Annotated in this window: 15 protein-coding genes and 4 tRNA genes; 9 read left to right on the top strand and 10 right to left on the bottom strand. The window is 71.0% G+C overall.

Annotated features, from left to right (window positions below; genetic code table 11):
* Nucleotides 1–31 precede the first annotated feature (31 nt).
* On the bottom strand, nucleotides 32–1,114 hold the full coding sequence (locus ACFO0C_RS45730) for a DUF4037 domain-containing protein (protein WP_378073158.1): 1,083 nt from the start codon (nucleotides 1,112–1,114) through the stop codon (nucleotides 32–34).
* 189 nt (nucleotides 1,115–1,303) lie between these two features.
* On the opposite strand from ACFO0C_RS45730, the gene ACFO0C_RS45725 reads away from it, so the two are divergent.
* From ACFO0C_RS45725 to ACFO0C_RS45705, 5 genes are all read left to right on the top strand, one after another.
* A tRNA-Asp gene (locus ACFO0C_RS45725) sits at nucleotides 1,304–1,375 on the top strand.
* A 10-nt stretch (nucleotides 1,376–1,385) separates the two neighbouring features.
* Nucleotides 1,386–1,459, top strand: a tRNA-Ile gene (locus ACFO0C_RS45720).
* A gap of 12 nt (nucleotides 1,460–1,471) precedes the next feature.
* Nucleotides 1,472–1,545 (top strand) — tRNA-Glu (locus ACFO0C_RS45715).
* 5 nt (nucleotides 1,546–1,550) lie between these two features.
* Nucleotides 1,551–1,623, top strand: a tRNA-Asn gene (locus tag ACFO0C_RS45710).
* A 60-nt stretch (nucleotides 1,624–1,683) separates the two neighbouring features.
* On the top strand, nucleotides 1,684–1,986 hold the full coding sequence (locus ACFO0C_RS45705) for a GNAT family N-acetyltransferase (RefSeq protein WP_378073157.1): 303 nt from the start codon (nucleotides 1,684–1,686) through the stop codon (nucleotides 1,984–1,986).
* A gap of 13 nt (nucleotides 1,987–1,999) precedes the next feature.
* On the opposite strand, the gene ACFO0C_RS45700 is transcribed toward ACFO0C_RS45705, so the two are convergent.
* The 7 genes from ACFO0C_RS45700 to ACFO0C_RS45670 form a co-directional block, all read right to left on the bottom strand.
* Entirely contained in the window at nucleotides 2,000–4,609 is a 2,610-nt protein-coding gene (locus ACFO0C_RS45700; RefSeq protein ID WP_378073156.1) for an ABC transporter permease, read from the bottom strand.
* The gene (locus tag ACFO0C_RS45695; protein WP_378073155.1) at nucleotides 4,606–7,602 is read right to left on the bottom strand and encodes an FtsX-like permease family protein; all 2,997 of its coding nucleotides are present in this window, start codon (nucleotides 7,600–7,602) and stop codon (nucleotides 4,606–4,608) included. Before ACFO0C_RS45695 ends, ACFO0C_RS45700 begins: the two co-directional genes overlap by 4 nt.
* A 2-nt stretch (nucleotides 7,603–7,604) precedes the next feature.
* On the bottom strand, nucleotides 7,605–8,279 hold the full coding sequence (locus ACFO0C_RS45690; RefSeq protein ID WP_378073154.1) for an ABC transporter ATP-binding protein: 675 nt from the start codon (nucleotides 8,277–8,279) through the stop codon (nucleotides 7,605–7,607).
* Nucleotides 8,276–9,184, bottom strand: a complete 909-nt coding sequence (locus tag ACFO0C_RS45685) for an ATP-binding cassette domain-containing protein (protein ID WP_378073153.1) — start codon at nucleotides 9,182–9,184, stop codon at nucleotides 8,276–8,278. The genes ACFO0C_RS45690 and ACFO0C_RS45685 overlap by 4 nt, the downstream gene beginning before the upstream one ends.
* A 49-nt stretch (nucleotides 9,185–9,233) precedes the next feature.
* Nucleotides 9,234–9,776: a GNAT family N-acetyltransferase gene (locus ACFO0C_RS45680; RefSeq protein ID WP_378073152.1), complete on the bottom strand. Its 543-nt coding sequence runs from the start codon at nucleotides 9,774–9,776 to the stop codon at nucleotides 9,234–9,236.
* A 236-nt stretch (nucleotides 9,777–10,012) separates the two neighbouring features.
* Nucleotides 10,013–10,360, bottom strand: coding sequence for a hypothetical protein (locus tag ACFO0C_RS45675; RefSeq protein WP_378073151.1), 348 nt, complete (start codon nucleotides 10,358–10,360; stop codon nucleotides 10,013–10,015).
* Between the two features lie 153 nt (nucleotides 10,361–10,513).
* Nucleotides 10,514–10,942: a hypothetical protein gene (locus ACFO0C_RS45670; protein ID WP_378073150.1), complete on the bottom strand. Its 429-nt coding sequence runs from the start codon at nucleotides 10,940–10,942 to the stop codon at nucleotides 10,514–10,516.
* 109 nt (nucleotides 10,943–11,051) lie between these two features.
* Here ACFO0C_RS45670 and ACFO0C_RS45665 point away from each other — a divergent pair, with 109 nt between their 5' ends.
* The 3 genes from ACFO0C_RS45665 (at nucleotide 11,052) to ACFO0C_RS45655 (ending at nucleotide 16,816) form a co-directional block, all read left to right on the top strand.
* Complete coding sequence (locus ACFO0C_RS45665; RefSeq protein ID WP_378073149.1) at nucleotides 11,052–12,488, top strand: nitroreductase family protein; 1,437 nt, start codon at nucleotides 11,052–11,054, stop codon at nucleotides 12,486–12,488.
* Nucleotides 12,489–12,565: 77 nt separating this feature from the next.
* Nucleotides 12,566–15,652 carry an NACHT domain-containing protein gene (locus ACFO0C_RS45660; RefSeq protein ID WP_378073148.1) on the top strand — a complete coding sequence of 1,029 codons (3,087 nt, stop codon included), beginning with the start codon at nucleotides 12,566–12,568 and terminating at the stop codon, nucleotides 15,650–15,652.
* 114 nt (nucleotides 15,653–15,766) lie between these two features.
* Entirely contained in the window at nucleotides 15,767–16,816 is a 1,050-nt protein-coding gene (locus ACFO0C_RS45655) for a PQQ-dependent sugar dehydrogenase (protein ID WP_378073147.1), read from the top strand.
* A gap of 52 nt (nucleotides 16,817–16,868) precedes the next feature.
* On the opposite strand, the gene ACFO0C_RS45650 is transcribed toward ACFO0C_RS45655, so the two are convergent.
* Both ACFO0C_RS45650 and ACFO0C_RS45645 read right to left on the bottom strand, forming a co-directional pair.
* Complete coding sequence (locus ACFO0C_RS45650; protein WP_378073146.1) at nucleotides 16,869–17,411, bottom strand: hypothetical protein; 543 nt, start codon at nucleotides 17,409–17,411, stop codon at nucleotides 16,869–16,871.
* A 26-nt stretch (nucleotides 17,412–17,437) separates the two neighbouring features.
* Nucleotides 17,438–17,755, bottom strand: coding sequence for a hypothetical protein (locus ACFO0C_RS45645; protein ID WP_378073145.1), 318 nt, complete (start codon nucleotides 17,753–17,755; stop codon nucleotides 17,438–17,440).
* 415 nt (nucleotides 17,756–18,170) lie between these two features.
* Here ACFO0C_RS45645 and ACFO0C_RS45640 point away from each other — a divergent pair, with 415 nt between their 5' ends.
* Nucleotides 18,171–20,336, top strand: a complete 2,166-nt coding sequence (locus ACFO0C_RS45640) for a discoidin domain-containing protein (protein WP_449192042.1) — start codon at nucleotides 18,171–18,173, stop codon at nucleotides 20,334–20,336.
* The last annotated feature ends 39 nt before the right edge of the window (nucleotides 20,337–20,375 follow it).

Below are 20,375 nucleotides of genomic sequence, written 5' to 3'. Positions count from 1 at the left end.
TTGCGGAAAGGGCGGGCAACCGTCGACAACCCTACGGCCGCCGCGCGTCGCTGTGGACGACCGTCCGCATGATTTTCCGGGTCAGATCGGGGTGCTCCAGAACGTCGGTGCAGTCCGAGAACTGATCGATGCCACCGATTCCGGCCGGTCCGCCGCCGGTCAGCGCCCTAACGAATCGTCCCGCGTCGATGACCGGGAACGGTCGGTCGAAATACGGGCGCCGCGTGGCGTCCACCGATTCGGCGATGCCGAGCCTGTTCTGCCAGTCGCCGGCCATCTCGTAGGCGGCGCACAACGACGCCTGGCGGCGCCCCGCATCTCCGGCGGCGAGGGCGTCGTGCAGGGCGGCGGCGATTCCGGCCGCTTCCGGCAATGCGGTGAAGGCCTTTCCCAACCATTTGCTGTACGGCGGGAAGCGTCGCGCCAGCAGCAGGACCAGCCGCATCACGTCCCGGGCCAGCCGGGCCGCGACGATCCGGCTGCCCAGGTCGTCCCCGGTCTCGGCGGCGCGCCCGACGAACGCCTCCTCCTGCCCGATCCGTGCCCACTGTGCGGCCAGCACCTGCCGCCACACGTCGTCCGGATACCACCGCAGCCGCTCGCGCAGCGCCGTGAGGTCACCGATCCCGTCGTGGAACACCGCGCCACCGACCGTCTCGGCCAGCCGCTGTGTGGGCGTGGCCAGCCAGTCCAGGGTGGTGGGCTCGCTGCGGGCGTCGAAGCCGAGCAGCCCGGTGGACCAGGTGGCGACGTCGGTGATGTGCACGCGATGGGCGACCGGCCCGTCCGTGGCGGTCATGACGCGCACCCGGGCGTCGGCCGGTTCGAAGTTCGTCGGCCAGCCGCCGATGTGCTTGGGCAGCCGGGCCGTCAGCATCGCCGACAGGTCGTCGCCGTGCCGGGCCACGTCCTCGGGCCGCAGGAACAGTTCCAGCCGGGGCCCCCAGTCGTGATCGGCCGAGCGCGGGGTGTCGAAGCCGAGCACCTCCGAACCCGGCCCGATCCGGGCGGCCGCATGGGGCAGCCCGGGGTGGGTGTCGTCGAGCAGCGGGCGGACGGCCTGGTCGTAGAAGGTCCGGCACAGGCGCAGACCGGGCACGAATTGAGGGGGCACGGGGGTCACGGTAAATGCGTTGCCCGGGTTCGGCGAGCCGCTTATCGTTGCCCTCAGTTCCGCACCGACCGAACCGGGAGCCCGAGATGAACGCGATTAACGAAGATATTCTTCGGTGGCGCCGATAGATCGCTCCAGCGTTCGGTCGCCGCCCATTCCCCAGTGGAATAGGGCGGTTTTCTGTATCCAGCCCCGTTGGCTCAATGGAAGAGCGCCCGCCTGTCGAGCGGGAGGCCGCCGGTTCGATCCCGGCACGGGGCGCGCAGCACACGTCGCCGTAGCTCAGCTGGTCGGAGCGCCGACCTGATAAGTCGGAGGCCGGTGGTTCGAACCCACCCGGCGACACGCAACATTTTCGGCGCGGTGGACGAAAGGTAGAGTCGCCCGGCTTTCACCCGGGACATGTGCGGGTTCGAATCCCGTCCGCGCTGCACGATCCGGCGTCGCCCAACGGCAGGGCACCGCACTGTTGATGCGTACAGGTGAAGGTTCGAATCCTTCCGCCGGAGCTCGAGCCGATCCCCGGCGGCAGCCGGCAGTGATCCTGGCGGGCGTGGTTGGATGGCGGAGTGACGATCACGGTGGGCGAGGTGCCCGAAAAAGGCCGGTTTGAAGCGCGGGACGACGCCGGTGAGCTGGCCGGTGTGGTCACCTATCAGGTGACCGGACCCATCATCGTCTATACGCACACCGAGGTCGATCCCGCCTTCGAGGGGCAGGGCGTCGGGTCGCTGCTGGCCCGCGCCGTCATGGAGGACGCCAAGGGCCGCGGCCGGACCGTGGTGCCGATGTGCCCCTTCCTGGCCGAGTGGCTGGAGAAACACCAGGAATACGACAGGATCGTCGCCCGCTCGACCCGCCGGATCAAGTGAGATCCGGCCGGGATCAGGTGGGGCCGCCGACGCGGAGGACCTCGGCCAGCCGCAGGCGGCGTCGTACCGCTGACTCGGCCCGGACCAGCAGCGGTACCGCGACCAGGAACAACGCCGCCACCACGGCGAGCGCGACCCAGGGCAGCACCGTCGCGGGGTCGGCGACCTGACCGGTCAGCAACCGCAACCCGAGCGGCCCGGTCGTCACCACCGCCACCAGCACACCCAGCAGCGGGCCCCCGAGAGCCGCGAGGATCGCCACCGGGACCAGTTCACCGGCGGCCACGAGCCGTGCCTGTCGTGGCGTCAGCCCGAGCGTCCGCAACCGGCTGACCGTCAGCCACCGTGCCGGTGCTCCGGCCGCCGCCGTCAACGCGAACCCGAGCAGGCCGGCCACCAGCAGGAACGCGGCTGTCGCCCAGGTCAGCCGCAGCAGCCCGGAGACCAGGGGAGCGGCCCGCCGGGACCGGGCCACCTCCTCCTTCGACACCACGACCAGGCCGTCGGTGGCCTGGTGCGCGCCGGGTCCGCTGACCCACACGGTGTTCGGGGTGTCGGGCAGCCCGGCCGCCAGGTCCACGATCACCACCTCGGCCGCCCCACCGACCGCCGGCGCGGCACCGGACGCGGTCAGCCGTACCGCCGGTCTGCCCTGTTGAAGAATCTCGATGGTCATCCCGGCGCGCAGGTCGCCGCCCGCGGAGCGGACCAGGGCCTGCTGCCCGGTGAGCGGCGTGCCGGTGAACGCGCGGCTGTCCACGATCACCAGCCGGGCCGGGGTGAGGCGGCCGTCGGCGACGATCCGCGCCGTGTCGGTGACCTGCCCGGTCACGACCGATGTCACCCCGGGTGCCGCGGCGATCCGGCGGGCCGTCTCGCCGGTCGTGGCGGCGGCGTCGTCAGCGAGGTCGACCCGCACGTCCGCGCCGACCGTCTCCTGCGCGCCACCGGCCAGCCCGTGATCCACGGTCGAAGCGGTGACCAGCGCGAACGAGGCCAGCGCCGCCGACGTCACGAGCGCGATCACCGGCAGCGCCCGCCCGGAGACCGCTGAGGCCTGCGCCGTCGCGAAGACGGCGAGTGGCCGCCGGGACCGCAGCGCCTGCCGCAGCACGAGTGCGGTGGCCGGCGGAAGCACGCGGACCAGCAGGATCGCCGCGGCGATCACCGCGAGGGCCAGTGCCGGCACCGGCAGGCCCGCACCGAGTCCGCGCTGGTGCAACGCCACGATCGCGGCGGCCGCGGCGACCACGACGGCGGCTTCGGCGGCGGCCCGGCGCAGCGCACCGGTGTGCCGGGCCCACCGGCGGGCGGACCGGTTGGCGGGCACCTTCCGGTCCCTGGTGGCCGAGGAGGCCATGACGATGCCGTACGCCGGAACGGCCGCGACCGCCGTGACCAGGACCGGCGCCACCCACACCGCGGCCACGCCACCCGTGGCCAGCAGCGCCACCGCACATCCGGCCCCGGCCGTGGCGAATGCCACCAGGGTGGACTCGAGGAGCAGTTCCGCACCGAGGACGGTCAGCGCCGCACCTCGCTGCCGGGCCAGGATCAGGGCCGCCGACCGGCGCCGGACCAGCAGGTCGGCGGCGAGCAGCAGTACCAGCACGGCCCCGGCCAGGATCGCGGTCAGAAGCACCGCCGCCTGCACCTTCGCGGTCTCGATCTGGGCGGTGACCTCGTCCAGGACGCTGTCCAGGCCGGTACGCCAGGTCGATGACGTATCGACCATGCTCGACGACGCGGACTTCGCCTGGAGGGTGATCACCGTCGCGGTGACGCCGCGGGCGGCGGCCCAGGTCAGGACGGCCGGGTCGGGGGTGAACGAGACGGTGCGCTGGAGTTCGTCGGGAGCGAACGCGAGCCGCGCGTCGGGCAGTGAGTCCGCGGTCAGCAGACCACCGAACCGGGTGGTGCCGATGCCGTCGGCGCCGGCGGCCGGGTTGAGGAGCCACGGGGCTTCGGCCCATGCCGGGTCGGCCGGATCGACGGGCCGGAATATGCCACTGACCTGGACGTTCTTGGCGGCGCCCTTGTCGTCGGCGAGTTTCAGGAGCGCGTTCGGCCGTACGCCGAAGAGGTTTGCCGCCGCCTCGGAGACGCCGACCTGGACGCGCCATGGCGGCCCGAACCACTCGATCTCGGCCGTGCCGTCCATCGTCGGCGCCGGTGCCGCGCCGGCGACCCATTCCACCTGGGGCCCCGTGCCGCCGGAGAGGTAGGCCATCCGGAACGTCCGCAGCACGCTACCGTCGGTGACTTTCAGGCTGGGGCTGGTGACGGCGGCAACCGGTGGGCGCAGCACGGTCTGCAGGTCGGAGCCGAGTTCGTCGAGGGCCCGGATGCGCAGGGCGTCGACGTCGTCGGCGAGCCGGGGTGCGCGGAGGCGGCCGGTCTGGGTCTCGTCGGGTTCCCAGCGGGCGCTGACGGTGATCTTGGCGCTGTCGCCGGCGCGGCTCACGGCGTCGCGGACGGCGGCGTCGGCGGTGCGTTCCATCAGTCCGGGTACCGCTCCGGCGAGCAGGCTGACCAGGGCCACCACCAGCGCGGACAGCACCAGCGGCCCGGCGTCGGCGCGAGCCCGGCCGCGGACCGAGGCCCAATGCGGTCCGGCGATCACGACGCGACCCGCAGGTGGGCGGCGTCGGCGCGGCGCGACTGGATCACGACGACCGCCGTGACGGCCAGTGCCGTGCCGGCGACGACCAGCGCCAGCAGTGCCGACTCGGCGGGCCACGGCCACACCGGCGCGACCGCCGGCACCGGGACGCCGCCCGTCTCCGACCGCACCAGCAACGGGCTGACCAGCCACGTCGCGGCGGCCCCGACGGCTGTGCCGGCCAGCAGCAGCGGCAACAGGACGACAGTGTGCTGACCCAGGAGGGTGGCGCGGATCTCGCGGCGGGTCATGCCGAGGCCACGCAGCCGGGCCACCTCGACCGCCCGGGACTGGAGGTCACACGTCACGTGCAGGATCAGGCCGGCGAGCAGCAGCAGGATCGCGGCCGGAATCAGCAGGCGCAGGGCCCCGGGCAGGGAGGCCGGAACCGGGCCGGTGGTCAGTCGCGCGGCTTCGCCCGTACGCGTGCGGATGTCGCCGAGATGGAGCCCCGCCGCCGCGGAAGCGTCGGTGGCCCCGGTGACCCACCACGCGTCGATCGGGAACTCCGCCTCACCGTGGGTGAGCAGCGCGCGGGAGAGGGCGTCCAGATCGGCGGCGATCGCGGCCGCTCCGGGCGCCGCCGCAACCGTCTGGGTCACGTCACGGATCGTCACCGGAACCGTGGCGAGGCCGACCAGGATGTCCAGTTGATCTCCCGGGCCGACCGACAGTTGCGTGGCGAGCGGTTCCGAGACGGTGACCGGCACCGGCCCGGGATCACCGAACGCGGTCGCGACCAGCCGGCGGGCGGCGTCCGGCGGGCCGCCCAGCGCGACCTCGGCGGTCAGCCGCATCGACGAGCCGTGCGCGGCGACCGCGGGGTCGGTGAGCTGCCCGGAGTACGGCTCGGCGGACGTCGCGGTCCAGCCGTCGCCGCCGGGCACCGACAGGTCGACGGTGACGGTGCTGGTCCGCACGCTGTCGTAGGCGAACTCGTCGGCGACGACCGGCAGCATCACGGCGACCAGCCGCATCCCGTCGACCGGCGCGCAGTCCGGCAGACGGTGGGCGCGCCCGTCCAGCGGGATCGCCGCGGAGGTACAGGTGGTGCGCAGCCCGGAGGTGTCCTCCAGGACCAGCTGCGGTGCCACCGACAGCGGATCGTCACCGCCGGCCGTACCGGTGACGGTGAGTGGGGCCCCGGTCGCGACCGGGATCCCGGGCACCTCAGCCGTTCCGCGGACCGCCACCAGCCGGGGCGGTTCGTCGCCGCCACCGATCCACTGCCCGATCGCCACACCGCGGTCGGCGGCCGGCCGGGCCAGGCCGCCGGTGGCGCGGGCGACCTCGGCGCCCTGCCCGGGCACCGCCGGAGCGCCGAGGGTGAGCACCAGATCCGAGCCGACGGCGAGGCTCGCCTGGTCGAGCTGCGAGCGGTGCCAGGTCGCGTCGAACGCCACCGCGAACGTCGCCGCCCCGCACCCGAGCGTGATCAGCAGACCGGCGGCGACCGCGCGGGGCCGCCGGGCCGCCTCCGACATCGCCAGCGGCACCGCCAGCCCGGGTGCGCGGGACGCCCACCGGTCGGCGGCCCGCAGCGCGGGCGGGACCAGCCGCAGCACGATCACGCATCCGGCGGCCAGCAGCAGGGCCGGCGCGAGCACCCGCACCGCGTCCACGCGGGCGTCGGCACCCGCGGACCGGGCCGAGAACCAGGCGCCCGCGGCCAGCGCCACGATGACGACGTCGGCGCCGGAACGGGCCAGCCCGGAACCGGCCGGGGTCGGCAGGAACAGCAGCAGGGCACCGATCGTGACGGCGAGCAACTGCACGCCGGTCACCGCCGGTGTCGCGGCCAGGCCGGCGTCGGCCATCGGCGCCAGGTGGGTGAGCGCGGCGTGGGCCAGCGACGACAGCGGCGTCGCGACGGCGATCGCCAGGACCGCGAGCAGCGCCGACTCGGCCGCGGCGATCCCGGCCAGCTGGACGCGGCTGGTCCCGGCCGCCGACAGCAGCGCCGTCTCCGCCGACCGCACGTCCGCGGTGAGCCGACCGGCCAGCCGCAACGCCGCCGCGGTCAGCACCGCGCCGAGCACCGCGACCGCGAGTACGGCCGACGACGTGACCCGCTGCTGCCGGTCGGTGGCGGCCAGCACGTACGGCAGGCGTGACGAGATGCGCTCGATCTGCACCCGCTCGCCGAGCACCGCTGACAGCCGCCGGTCGGCTCCGCGCACACCCTCGGCGAGCCGGTCCAGGTCACGCGGGTTCGGCGCGGACAGATCCGGTCGCGCGATGATCTCCAGCCGGCCCATCGTCGAGCCGCCGGCCAGCAGATCCCGGTAGTCCATCAGGAACGGCCCGTAGGCCCGCGCCGTACGCAGCGCCGACCCGTCACGGAAGTCCGGCACATAGCCCGCGCCTTCGAGCGGATCACGGTCCCAGCCGCCGCCGGCCCGCGCCCGGACGACACCGACGACCGTCACCGTCATCCCCGCGGCCGGTTCACGGACCAGCTCCGGCCCGAGCGCCACCCGAGTCCCGGGTCGCGCGCCCAGCGCCCGCGCGGTCGGTTCCAGCAGCACCGCCTCGCCCGCGCCGGGGCGCGGCCATCGCCCGGACACCAGACTCGCGCGATCCGTCAGTTCCTCGACCCCGGAGAGGTACGCCAGAGCCGGCGACCGATCGGACCCGGTCGACAGTGACCGCATCACCGACGACATCCGTCCCGCCATCACACTGCCGAACGGCGCCACCGCCTCCCGCAGCACCGACCGGGTGTCGGCGTCCACCGACGCCACATCACCGCGCGCGATCGTCACCGTGTAGGCGGTCACCTCGGTCTCGGCCGGAACCGCCCGTGACGCCGCCACCTCCAGGGCGCGATCCGACGTACGCGTCACCAGCAGCGCACACACCCCGAGCAGCGTCGCACCGACCGTCACCACGATCAGTACCGCGGCCAGCAACGGCCACTGCGCCCGGGCCCGCCGGGAGATCAGGGTCCGCACGGCTACGCGTCGACCTGTCCGTCGCTGATCCGGATCACCCGGTCGGCCAGCGCCATCATCACCGGGTCGTGCGTCGACACCAGCGCCGTCACACCCTCCGACTCGACGACCGCCCGCAGCAGCGCCATCACCGACCGGCCGGTCTCGGCGTCGAGCTGACCGGTCGGCTCGTCGGCGATCAACAGCCGTGGCGACGCGGCCAGCGCCCGCGCGATCGCGACCCGCTGCTGCTGGCCGCCGGACATCTCACCGGGCCGCTGCTCGGCATGACCGGACAGGCCGACCAGGTCCAGCAGCAACGCCACCCGCTTCTCCCGGTCGGCGGCCGGCGTCCGGGCCAGGCGCAGCGGCGCACCCACGTTCTCAGCGGCCGACAGCACCGGGATCAGGCCGAACGTCTGGAACACGTACGACACCTTCTCGCGCCGCAACCGGGACAGCCCGTCCTCGCCGAGCCCGGTCACCTCGTCGCCGTCGACCACGACCGAGCCCTCGTCCGGCCGATCCAGCCCGCCGACCACGTTGAGCAGAGTCGTCTTGCCCGAACCGGACCGCCCGACGAGCGCCACCATGCTGCCCGCCTCGACGTCGAACGACACCCCGCGCAGCGCGTGCACGATGGACGGACCACTGCCGAACCGGCGGTGCACGTCACGCACCGACACCAGCGCGCTCACGACGGGTCCGGGTGGATCGTCACGTGGTCGGCCTCCAGCGCCAGCCGCACCCGCCGGGTCAGGTCCAGCGCCTCCCGGTACTCGCGGGGGATCTGCACCCGCCCGGCCCGGTCCATCACCGCATACTCCTCGGCGATCACATGGGTGTCGCCGTTCGACGACGTCTCGGTGCGGCGCAGCACCTCACTGCTGGTCCGGCCGTCCCGGATCGCGACGGTCCGCTCGACCTGACCGCTCACCTCCGGATCGTGGGTGACCACCACGACGGTCACCCCGAACTCCCGGTTGACGTGCCGCAACGCCTCGAACACCCCGGCCGAGGTGGCGGTGTCGAGCTCACCGGTCGGCTCGTCGGCGAACAACACCCGCGGCTCGTTGGCCATCGCCACCGCGATCGCGACCCGCTGCTGCTGACCACCGGACATCTGCCCCGGCCGGCGGTCGGCGCAGTCGGTGACGTCGAGGGCGGCGAGCAGCTCGTCGGCGCGGGCCCGGCGCTCCCGGGCCGGCCGGCGGGCGGCGGCCATCGGCATCTCGATCACCTCACGGGAGGTGAGGTAGGGAATCAGGTTCGACGCGGTCTGCTGCCGCACGAACCCGACGGTGTGGCGCCGATAGCGGACCCGGTCGGCGCGGGACATGGTGAGCAGATCGGCCTCACCGACCCGGGCACGGCCGGCGGTCGGCGCGTCGATCCCGGCGAGGATCGACAGCAGCGTCGACTTGCCCGACCCGGAGGCGCCCACGACGGCCACCATCTCACCCGCGTTGACCAGCAGGTCCAGCCCCTGCAGGGCCTGCACCTCGATCGACCCGGTCTGATAGATGCGGACCAGGTTGTCGCAGACGATCTGCGCGTCACGCCCGAACTCCGCCGCCCGGGCCGGCGGTTGCGGCAACGACATGGCGGAGGTCCCCCGACTCGCCTGCGGACAGATCTTGAGCGTGCCTTTTCTAACGTTTCACGGCGTCCGCCGTCAACCGGCGCATGCGCAGGCTCCGGATGTGGTCGTCCTCGCGGGACAGGGTGGCCCGTACCGTATCCATGGGTTGAAAGCCTTTCGCCCGGTAGAAACCGATGCCCCGGGAGTCGCCGAGGAAGACCGACACCCACATCTCGGTGCCGCCGGCGTCGCGGATCTGCTCGGTCACCCGGTCCAGCAGCAGGCTGCCCAGCCCGCGGCCCCGCTCGTCCGCCTCCAGATAGACCAGCGACAACTCGCCGGTCGCCGGGTCGGTCATGCCGCCGCCGGCCGCGCCGAGAATCCGGCCGTCCTCCTCGACCACCTGGTAGCCGAACCAGTCCGGCAGAGCCGGGCCGATGTCCCGGGCGATCCGCGTCTCGCTGTAGAACTCGGCCACGCTGCGATTGATGTACCCCTCGGGCAGAAGATCGCGATAGGCGTCTCGGTAGGCCGTGGAGCAGATCCGGGCGATGGCGGCCACGTCGGTGGCGGCGGCGGGACGGACGACGGCAGTCAGCGATGATCGAGGCACGCCCGCAAGATTAATGCGCGCTCTTAACGATCCCTACGGATGAGTCCGGCGGGACTTTCCTCCCGAGTTGGCCCGGGATTCCCAGCTCGGACCGCACCTGACCACCGTCTCGGAAAGAGGCGATCAGATGTCTCACGTCGTCGGCGCTGGCACGGTCGCGTTCAGCCGTGGCGAGCGGCGCCGGTGGCCGAGGTGCGGCAGGTCGAAGTCGGGGTCGGTGGTGGTGGCGGTGGTCTTCACACCCCAGTCCACGCCGATACCCGGAGAGTCGGCCGCGTGTCCTTCCGGCGCTTGGCCTTCGGTCGGCTGCGGCCCTTCACGGCGAATGACTTGTCCAGGGCGGCGCTGTAGGTGCGCAGGGTCTGCTGCTGGGCGACCTGGGAGCCCTCACGCAACCAGGCCAGCCGGGACCGGGTTTCGGTCAGCAGTTTCGACAGCTTGCCGAAAGTCGGCTTATGGCCGGACCTCTGCTGGTGCACCGCTTCGTTCCACAGCCAGCGGCCACGACCCCACTCGGCAAGCAGCGCGTCCTCCGCCTGGTGGCCTGGCCGCAGGCGGTAGGTATAGCGCACTGTCTCGTCCACATTGGATAGATTGACGCAGTGAGCCAACGGGGTGGCAGCCTGCGCCAGGCGTGAACGAGCAGCAACGTCATGAGAGCAACGGGCCGTGTGCCTGCGCGCTGGGCTATCTGCAGCTTCAGGTCCGCACGAAGATCGGGTGGGTGCCGTTCTGATTTAAGCTGCACGACGTTGCGCCGGTAGCTGCGATGAATGCAGACGGGTCGGGCCGTAGTAGGCCGGAACCGGCTGCCGGATCGCCACGGCGACCGCGAGGGTGGCGCAGAGCCAGGCGGCCACCAGCGGCGGCGCGCTGTAGACCGTCAGCGGCATCCACAGCACGATGAGCAGCAGGATGCTGAGCACCCGGAAACCCGTTCGCCTCCGGCGCCGGCCGAAGACCCAGATCAGGGGTACGGCGATGAGGCCCTGGACGAGGTAGACGAGAAGAAGCAGGTAACCCACGTAGTCGAATGCCTCGGCGAGGTGTTCCGTTCCGGCGCGGTGCAGCAGGACGAGGGTCAGGCCGAGAAGCTGGGCGCCCTCGTAGATCGAGATCCAGACGAGGAACCATCGGCCGAACATGCCCCACGTATATGCCTTCATGCCTGCCTGCCTCGGTGTTGAGCGGTCGCTCAAGGGTAGGCGTTTTTGAGCGACCGCTCAAGTCGCTGCGGGGCCGCGGCCGGCGTGCGGCACATCTACAGTTGGCTCAGTGGAGACCGTGACCCAGATCCTGCACAGGCTGACCTCCTACGAGCCGGGACGGGAGTGGGACGACGTCATCGCCGACCCTCGGCTGGTCCTCGATCTGAAGCCCAACGACTTCGACCGTTTCCCGCTGTTCCACAAGCGATACGCCGGCGACCTACCGCGCGTCGAACTGCCCCGTGACCTGCCGCCGACCGAGGCGCCGGCCGTCCCTGTGCTGGCCGGGACCGCGAAGATCCCGGCCGGCGACCTCGACCTGCCGCACCTGGCCCGCCTGCTGCACCTGTCGGCGGGCGTCGTGCGTACCTCCAGGCGCAGCAACGGGATCACCCACCTGTTCCGGGCGGCCGGCTCGGCCGGTGGACGTTTCCCGCTCGAGCTCTACGTGCTCGTCCCGGAGGGGCACCAGGGGCTTCCGGCGGGCGTGCACTGGTACGACCCCGCCGGTCACGCCCTGGTGCGGGTCGCGCCCGCGCCGGCCGGTGGTGGCGTCGCGATCGTGGTCACCGGTGTGCCGTGGCGGACCGGCTGGCGGTACCGCGAGCGCGGCTACCGGCACGTGTACTGGGATGCCGGCACCATGCTGGCGCAGACCCTCGCGCTGGCACGGTCCGCGGGGATCCCGGCGTGGCTGTACACCACGTTCCCCGATCGGGAGGTCACCGAGTTGGTCGGCGCGGACGGCGTACACGAATGGCCTGTCGCGGTCGTCGCCCTCGGAACGCAGGAGCCCGCGCTGACGTCGGGCGGCGTCGCGGCCGCCGGCGAGGTGGACACGGATCCGCTGGAGTTTCCGCTGGAGACGGCGGCGCAGCGGGCCGGTGACCGGACCGGGCTGGGTGCGCCGTGGCCCGAGGGGGAGCCGGTCGAGGTGCCGGATTCCGGGGGTGCGCCGGTCGAGACGGTGGTGCTCACCCGGGGTTCGCAGCGGCGGATGGACCCGACCCGTGGGGTGCCGGAGGGTGTGCTCGACATCGGGATGCGGGTGGCCGTACGCGGAATCGATCTGCCGCATTTCGTGGCGGTGCACGACGTCGACGGTGTGGCGCCGGGCGTGTACCGGTGGCCCGATCTCGGCACGGCGGTTCATGCCGGGAATCAGCGCGAGGAGCTCTACCGGGTGAGCCTGGAACAGGGGCTGAGCCGGGACGCGGCCTTCGTGGTGATCACCGCGGCCGAGGTGGCGAGCCTGGACGACCGCGGGTACCGGGCCGCGCAGCTGGCCGCCGGGCTGGTCGAGGGACGGTTGCACCTGCTGGCGTACGCGATGGGGGCGAGCGCGACCGGGATGACCTTCCTCGACAGCGAGATCCCGGCCCTGCTCGGACAGCCGCTGGACGCGATGATCTTCACCTGCGTGGGGGTGCCGGATTACCGCTCCACGCCGGGCGGCCTGCCGGGCGCACCGGCCGACGTCCGCCCGATGCAGCACCGCGACTGACGCCCGCACATGTCACGGTGCCGGACTCCGGTCGCGGTTTGCTTTCCGGTGAGCGGGTTGGCGGGCAGGCTGGCGGTATGAGCCGAGCGTTGTCGTACGCGGACGCGGTACGCATCTTGAGTGGGCAGACTGCGGCATTGGCGGTACTGGACCGCGCGGCCGGCGGGTTTCTGCTGGCAGCGACGGGTGGCGGCAGCGAACTCGCCATCAGTCTGTTCGATGCGAAGGCCGAGCTGTTCCGGGCGACGCAGGCCCTGGTCAGCGACCTCGGTGACCGGGTCGCGGGACTGAACCGGATCGACCGGACGCGGAGGCTCGCGGCCGGGCATGCCGCGCTGGTGGTGGGCAGCTACTTCGGGGCACTGCCGAAGGGCCAGGTCACCGGGGTCGAGCTGGTGCATCTGATCGCCGGGCAGCGGCCGGACGGGGAACGGCTGGGCGACCTGGCCCACGCGCTGCTGCACAGCGAGGTGCCGATGCCGGCGCCGCACCAGCCGTACGAGCAGCTCGTCGTTGAACTGGAGCGCTTCTACCGGCGGTTGTCCGACTCGGTGGCGCGTTTCCTCACCGGCCTCGCCTTCTGGGATCGGCTCAGCGAGGCGCAGCGCACGGCGGTGACCGGGGCGCTGGATGGTGCCGCCGTCGAACGGGCGCTTGCCGACTACGAGACCGGGTTCCGGCGGATGGCCGGGGACGTGCCGGAGTTCGGGTTCTGGGTGAACCTGGTGGACCACCAGGCGACCCGTGCCCGGATGGACGAACTCACGATCGGCGTGACCGCGCTCCGGGACTCACTCGATTCGCTCAGCCCGCAGCGGGCCGCCGTCGAGAAGCGGACGGCATTGTCCCGGGCGTATCAGGCGGTACTCCAGGACCCGGTGCTGGATGCCGATGGCGACGATGCCGTTCCCGACATCCCGGACATCGCTTCGTCGTACATCAATCCGGCTTTTCGGGTCGCGGGCGTCAGCCCGCAGGATCCGCTCGCCAGCGAGGAATGGTGGGAGCAGCAGCCCGTTCAGGACGATCTCATGCGCTACATGGTGGGCCATCTGACCTCACCGCCGGCCACGACCGGGCCGTTGCTGCTGCTCGGGCAACCCGGTTCGGGCAAGTCGCTGCTCACCCGGATGCTCGCGGCGGCCCTGCCGCCCGAGGACTTCGCGGTGGTACGGGTGCCGCTGCGCGACGTGCCGGCCGACGCGAGCCTGCAGGTGCAGATCGAGCACGCGATCTTCGACGCCACGGGCGAGCGGGCGACGTGGCCGGAGGTGGTGGGTGCGATCCCGGGCGCGTTGCCGGTGGTGCTGCTGGACGGCTTCGACGAACTGCTGCAGGCGACCGGGGTGAGCCAGTGGGACTACCTGCAGAATGTCGAACGGTTCCAGCGCCGAGAGGCCGCAGCGGGCCGGCCGGTCTCGGTCGTGGTCACGACACGCACCGCGGTCGCGGAACGGGCGCGTGCGGTGGTGGGCACGGTAGCGCTGCGGCTGGAGCCGTTCACTGAGGATCAGATCTCGCGGTGGCTGACCGTCTGGAACAGCACGAACGAGTCGTATTTCCAGGTCCGGGGTCTGCGGCCGCTCACGCTCGCCGCGGCTGTCCGCCAGCCGGAACTCGCGTCTCAGCCGCTGCTCCTGCTGATGCTCGCGATCTACGACGCCCACGAGAACGCGCTTACCGCCGGCGCCGACACCGGCCTCGACGAGGGTGATCTGTACGAACGACTGCTGAGCCGGTTCGCCCTGCGGGAGGTGATGAAGGCAGCCGCCGGCAGTGCGGAGAACGACGTCGAGGCCATGGTGGAGGAGGAACTGCTGCGGTTGTCACTCGTCGCTTTCGCCAGCCTCAATCGCGGACGTCAGTGGGTCACCGAGGCCGACCTCAATGCCGACCTGCCGGTTCTTCTCGGGTTGGGTGCCGACGGACCGGGGACGAACGTGCGGCGGACGCTGACGGTCGGTGAGACCGTCCTGGGCCGGTTCTTCTTCATTCACGAGGCTCGCGCGCGGCGCGAAGGACAGGCATTGCAGACGTACGAGTTCCTGCACGCCACATTCGGCGAGTATCTCGGGGCGCGTGCGCTGGAAAAGGAGTTGGCCGACCTGGTCGACGACGTCCTCCGGCAGAGTCGCCGAAGCCGTGCGGCACGGACCGACGACGATTTCCTGTACGCGTTGCTGTCGTTCGCCACGATCAGTCAGAGGCAGACCACCCTGGACTTCCTCACCGGCAGACTCGCCGGCTGGGACGATTCCCGGCGGGGCGTGCTCCGGGACATCGTGCTGTTCCTGTTCCGGCATGCGCTCGAGCCGCGGGAACGCGGCCGCTTCGCCGACTATGTGCCGGCTCCGCTCTCTGCTCCGGCGCGCTACGCGGTCTACTCGGCCAATCTCGTGCTGCTCCTGTTGGCGATCGGCTTACCGGTGACCAGCGACGACCTGTTCCCGGAGGCCGACGACCGGATCGACGAGTGGCGGCGGGTGACGCTGCTCTGGCGATCGCAGTTACGGGCCGATGCCTGGAGCCGTTTGGTCGGCACCATCGGTGTGCACCGGTCGTGGGTCGGTGAGCAGCGTGTGCTCGTGTTCTCCCGGGACCGGGCGTGGCCTCATGCGACCGCCCCGCAGTCGGATCTGTACTGGTCCCGCGATGTGCTGACGGCGGACAAGAACTTCCCGGAGTTCGTCCGCGGACAGTTCTGCTGGAACAGGGAGAACGACCGCCTGCGGCAGTGGCAGGCCAACTTCCATTGCGATCCGCTCGACGATCTGGCCAAGCATGCACTGGAACCGCTGACCACAGCGGTCGAGGAAGCTGTCGTCATGGTGCACGGCTACTGGGAGGATCGCGCGGTCTCGGCGGCGCAGTCACTGATCACGCTCTGGCTGCTGCTTTCCACTGAGTCCCGGGTCGAGGAACTGGTCGACGCCTTCGGCGTGGCCATCGAGATCGCCCGGCGTGGTTTCCCTCCGAGCGGTATCGAGGCGCGGCGAAACTTCCGGACCATTCTGCTTCGCACCCTGCGTGACCATCGTGATCGGCTCAGCCCTGGACAGTACACGGCGCTACGACGCCACTTCGAAAGCGGAACGGACGACAGGCAATACACGCCGGACGAACCGGAAGACCTGCCCACCCTGGCCGCGGCGATCCTCGGCTGAGTCGGTGATCCGAGTCGGACCGGAACGCGGAATCGCCCACGGCTGACGCTGTCGAGTCGCGATCTCGCTGGAGGCGGCATAGATTGGCGTTTGTCTATCTATTGGGAGGTGCTCATGCACCGCACGATGATCGCGCTGGGCCTCGGAGCCGTGCTGGTGGTGGCCGCCCCGCACACCGCCTCCGCCATGGAGCCCGACCTCGGCAATCCCCAGGTGGTGGCCAGCGGCCTGACGGTTCCGTGGGGGCTCGGCTTCCTGCCCGACGGCAGTGCTCTCGTCACCGAGCGCAACAGTGCTCGTGTACTGCGGGTGACACCCGGCAGCGCCCCGGCCACCGTCACCACGATCGCCGGGGTCGCTCCGACCGGCGAGGCGGGTCTGCTCGGCCTGGCCGTGTCGCCGACGTTCGGTCAGGACAATCTGGTGTACGTCTACTTCACCTCGGCCACCGACAACCGGATCGCCCGGTTCCGCCTGGACGCGCCCGCCACCCAGCAGGTCGTCCTCAGTGGCCTGGCCAAGGCGAGCATCCACGACGGCGGCCGCATCGCCTTCGGGCCGGACGGCATGCTGTATGCCACGGTCGGTGACGCCGGAGTGACGTCGAACGCGCAGAACCAGCAGAGCCGCAACGGCAAGATCCTGCGGATGCGGCCGGACGGCGGGGTGCCCGCGTCCGGCAACCCGTTCCCGAACTCGCTCGTCTACAGCCTCGGCCACCGCAACCCGCAGGGCCTGGCGTGGGACGCGCAGGGCCGGCTGTACGCGGCTGAGTTCGGCCAGAACACCTGGGACGAGGTCAATCAGATCGTGGCCGGCGGCAACTACGGCTGGCCCACGGTCGAGGGCAACAGCACCGACACCCGTTTCCGGAACCCGATCGTGGTGTGGAGCACGGCTGAGGCCTCACCGAGTGGGGCCACCATCGACGGGCAGACGCTGTTCGTCGCCGCTCTGCGTGGGCAGCGCCTGTGGTCCGTACCGCTGAACGGTTCTGGTGGTGCGGGGACGCCGTCCGCGTTTCTTCAAGGTCGGTACGGGCGGTTGCGCACGGTCGAGCGGGCGCCGGACGGCGCTCTGTGGGTCACCACGAGTAACCGCGACGGGCGCGGCACTCCGGCTGCCACCGATGACCGGATCCTGCGGTTCCCGCCGCTGCCCTGACCGCCGGCAGGGCCCGGACGCACGTCCGGGCCCTGCCGGCGAATCAGTGCGTTCACTGCGCCTGCACGACGGTGAAGGGTGGCCGCACGCCCTCGGTGAGTTCGGCCGCCGCCTCCAGTGCCATCACCGCACGCTGCTCGCTGCTGACATCCGGCGTCCTGGCCGTCGAATGCAGGGATCCCAGCGCGACCAGATAGCCGGAACCCACCGCCGCGTAACCCGAGATCGTGTGCCCGATCTGATAGTCGTCGCCGACCACATAGAGGCGGCCGTGAATGCCGACGAGAAATTGGCCGCCCTGTTCCTGGCCGTTCTCGGTCCTCGCGTAACCGCCGGTGGAAAGGCACTCGCGAACGGCCTCGATGAATGTGGTCACCATGAACCGGTCGACGTCCCACGAGTCGGGCTCACCGACGTCCAGGGAGTAGCGCAGGAGCTGCCCCATCCGGTAGCTGGTGGTGAAACCCATCAGGTACGGCCCCACCTGGAAGACCTTGGAATCGGACCGGACGGCGACATGCCATCCGTCGCTGCCCGCGGAATCCCCGCCGATGGTGACGGTACGCCCGTCCGTGATCCCGACGATGCATGTCATCGTGCCACTCCCCGTGCCGGGCCGGCTCACACGTCGTCGGCCAGCCTGATCTGCTCCCAGTCGAGCGTCGCCTCGGTCCCGTCGTACGGCCGGACGTAGTCCCGTAACGCCCCGGCCGCCGGCTGCATGATCTGCGGGAGGGTCAGCGCCGGGTCGGCGGGAGGCGTCCGCTGCTCGACGTGGTCGTCGTCGAGCCACACGACGTCGCACTCCTCGCACACCCACAGGGTCATGCCGGTTTCGAGGAGAACGCATTTGATGACCCAGCCGTGCCGGCACTCTCCGCACAAGTACTTGTCCAGTGCGGTCAGCCGCTCCTGGAAAACCGTCGCCCAATATCGCATCGGTGCCGACTCTACCGAAGGTGTAGCAGCAACGCCGGTGATATTTCGAAGCGATTAACCGACCATTCTGTCGCCCGAATTGCCTGATTTGTAGGCATATCAGCACCTGTGACGGGCGAACCGGCATCCGCATAACAGTTTCTCGAAGAGACTTCTCCCAATGTTTATTGACCCTTGCCGGGGGTCGTTGATCGATGCGAGTTCCGGAACCGGCGGTTTGTTGCCGATATATTGACGGGTCACGACGGCGAGGTAACAATTGCCCGGAGAGCGCTCTCTGGTCGGCGCTGCACAGTCACCCTCGCCCTGCCGTACGTCCGTCCCCCGGGCGTGTGGCACCCGTCCGATTGGCAGGAACATGACACCCCCGACATCGATTTCCCCACGGCCGGGACTCCGGCGCCGCGGGCGGATCGTGCTCAGCGCCGCCCTCGCCGCGGCCCTGGGCATCACCGTCGCCTCGGTCACCACCAGCGCAAGCGCCGCGGACATCCCGCTGTCACAGGGCAAGCCGGCCACCGCCTCCTCCGTCGAGAGCGCCGCCTTCCCGGCGTCCAACGCGGTCGACGGCAACGCCGGCACGCGCTGGTCCAGCACGTTCGCCGACCCGCAGTGGCTGCAGGTCGACCTGGGCAGCACCCAGACGATCAGCCAGGTCGTGCTGAACTGGGAGGCCGCATACGCCTCCGCGTTCACCATCCAGACCTCGGCCAACGGCACCAGCTGGACGAACATCAGCCCGGTCACCACGGGCCAGTCCGGTGTGCAGACCCTGAATGTCACCGGCAGCGGCCGGTACGTGCGGATGAACGGCACCACCCGGGCCACCCCGTACGGCTACTCGCTCTGGGAGTTCCAGGTCTTCGGCACCAGCACCACGCCGACGATCCCCACCTCCGACACCCCGGACTTCGGGTCGAACGTGCGGATCTTCGAGCCGGGCACCGCGGCGTCGACCATCCAGTCGGCGGTGGACTCGGCGTTCAACGCGCAGCTGCGCAGCCCCACCGCGCAGTTCGGCGGCCAGCGCCACGTGTTCCTGTTCAAGCCCGGCACCTACGGGCGGGTCTGGGCCAACGTCGGTTTCTACACGACGATCGCCGGTCTGGGCATCAACCCCGACGACGTGACGATCAACGGTGCGGTCAACGTCGACTCCGGCTGGAACTACGGCGACGAGTCCAACGCGACCCAGAACTTCTGGCGCAGCATGGAGAACCTGTCGATCGTGCCCGAGGGTGGCACCAACCGGTGGGCCGTCTCGCAGGCCGCCCCGATGCGCCGCGTGCACATCAAGGGCAACCTGACCCTCGCGCCGTCGAACCAGGACAACGGTCAGGGCTACTCCAGCGGCGGCTACCTCGCCGACTCGGTGGTCGACGGTGTCGTCTCCTCCGGCTCCCAGCAGCAGTGGTACACCCGGGACAGCCGGATCGCGCGCTGGGACGGCGGCGTCTGGAACATGGTCTACTCCGGTGTGCAGGGCGCTCCGGCGAACGCGTTCCCGAACCCGCCGCACACCACCCTGGCCACCACGCCGGTCACCCGGGAGAAGCCGTACCTCTACGTCGACAGCGCCGGTCTCTACCGCGTCTTCGTCCCGGCCATCCGGCGCAACTCGGCCGGCGCCACCTGGCCGAACACGGCCGGCACCTCGATCCCGATGCGCGAGTTCTACGTCGCCAAGCCCGGTGACACCGCCGCCCGGATCAACCAGGCGCTCGCCCAGGGCCTGAACCTGTTCTTCACCCCGGGCACGTACACCCTCAACGACACCATCCGGGTCACCCGCGCCAACACCGTGGTCACCGGTATCGGCTTCCCGACCCTGATCCCGTCCGGCGGGGTCGAGGCCCTCAACGTCGCCGACGTCGACGGTGTCAAGGTCAGCGGTCTGACCTTCGACGCGGGTACGACCAACAGCCCGACCCTGATGAGCGTCGGCCGGGCCGGTGTCCACACCGACCACGCCGCGAACCCGATCAGCCTGCAGGACGTCTTCTTCCGCATCGGCAGCAGCGTCCAGGGCAAGGCGACCACCACCCTCGCGGTGCACGCCGACGACACGATCATCGACCACATCTGGGCCTGGCGTGCCGACCACGGTGGCGCACCGACCGGCTGGGCGGTCAACACCGGTGACACCGGCCTGATCGTGAACGGTGACGACGTGCTGGCCACCGGCCTGTTCGTCGAGCACTACCAGAAGTACGAGGTCATCTGGAACGGCAACCGCGGCAAGACGATCTTCTTCCAGAACGAGAAGCCGTACGACGTTCCGAACCAGGCGGCCTGGATCGGCCCGCGTGGCAACGGGTACGCCGCCTACAAGGTCGCCGACGCCGTCACCGACCACCAGCTCTGGGGTGGTGGCTCGTACTGCTACTTCAACGTCAACCCCAGCGTCCGGGTGGACCGCGCCTTCGAGGTGCCCAACCGGGCCGGTGTGCAGCTCCGCAGTGTCCTGACCGTCTCGCTCGGTGACGTCGGCACGATCGCCAACGTCGTCAACGACACCGGTGGCGCCGTCCCCAACCCGGCCGGCAACACCACCCCGCGCAAGGTCGTCGCCTACCCGTGAGTCATGGGTAGTCCCTGACCCGGCATGAACCCGGCGGGG

It is taken from the genome of Actinoplanes subglobosus, from assembly GCF_042650585.1.
Lineage (GTDB): Bacteria > Actinomycetota > Actinomycetes > Mycobacteriales > Micromonosporaceae > Actinoplanes > Actinoplanes subglobosus.
Note: the sequence above shows the minus strand (reverse complement) of the source record. Positions and strands in the feature narration are given on the sequence as shown.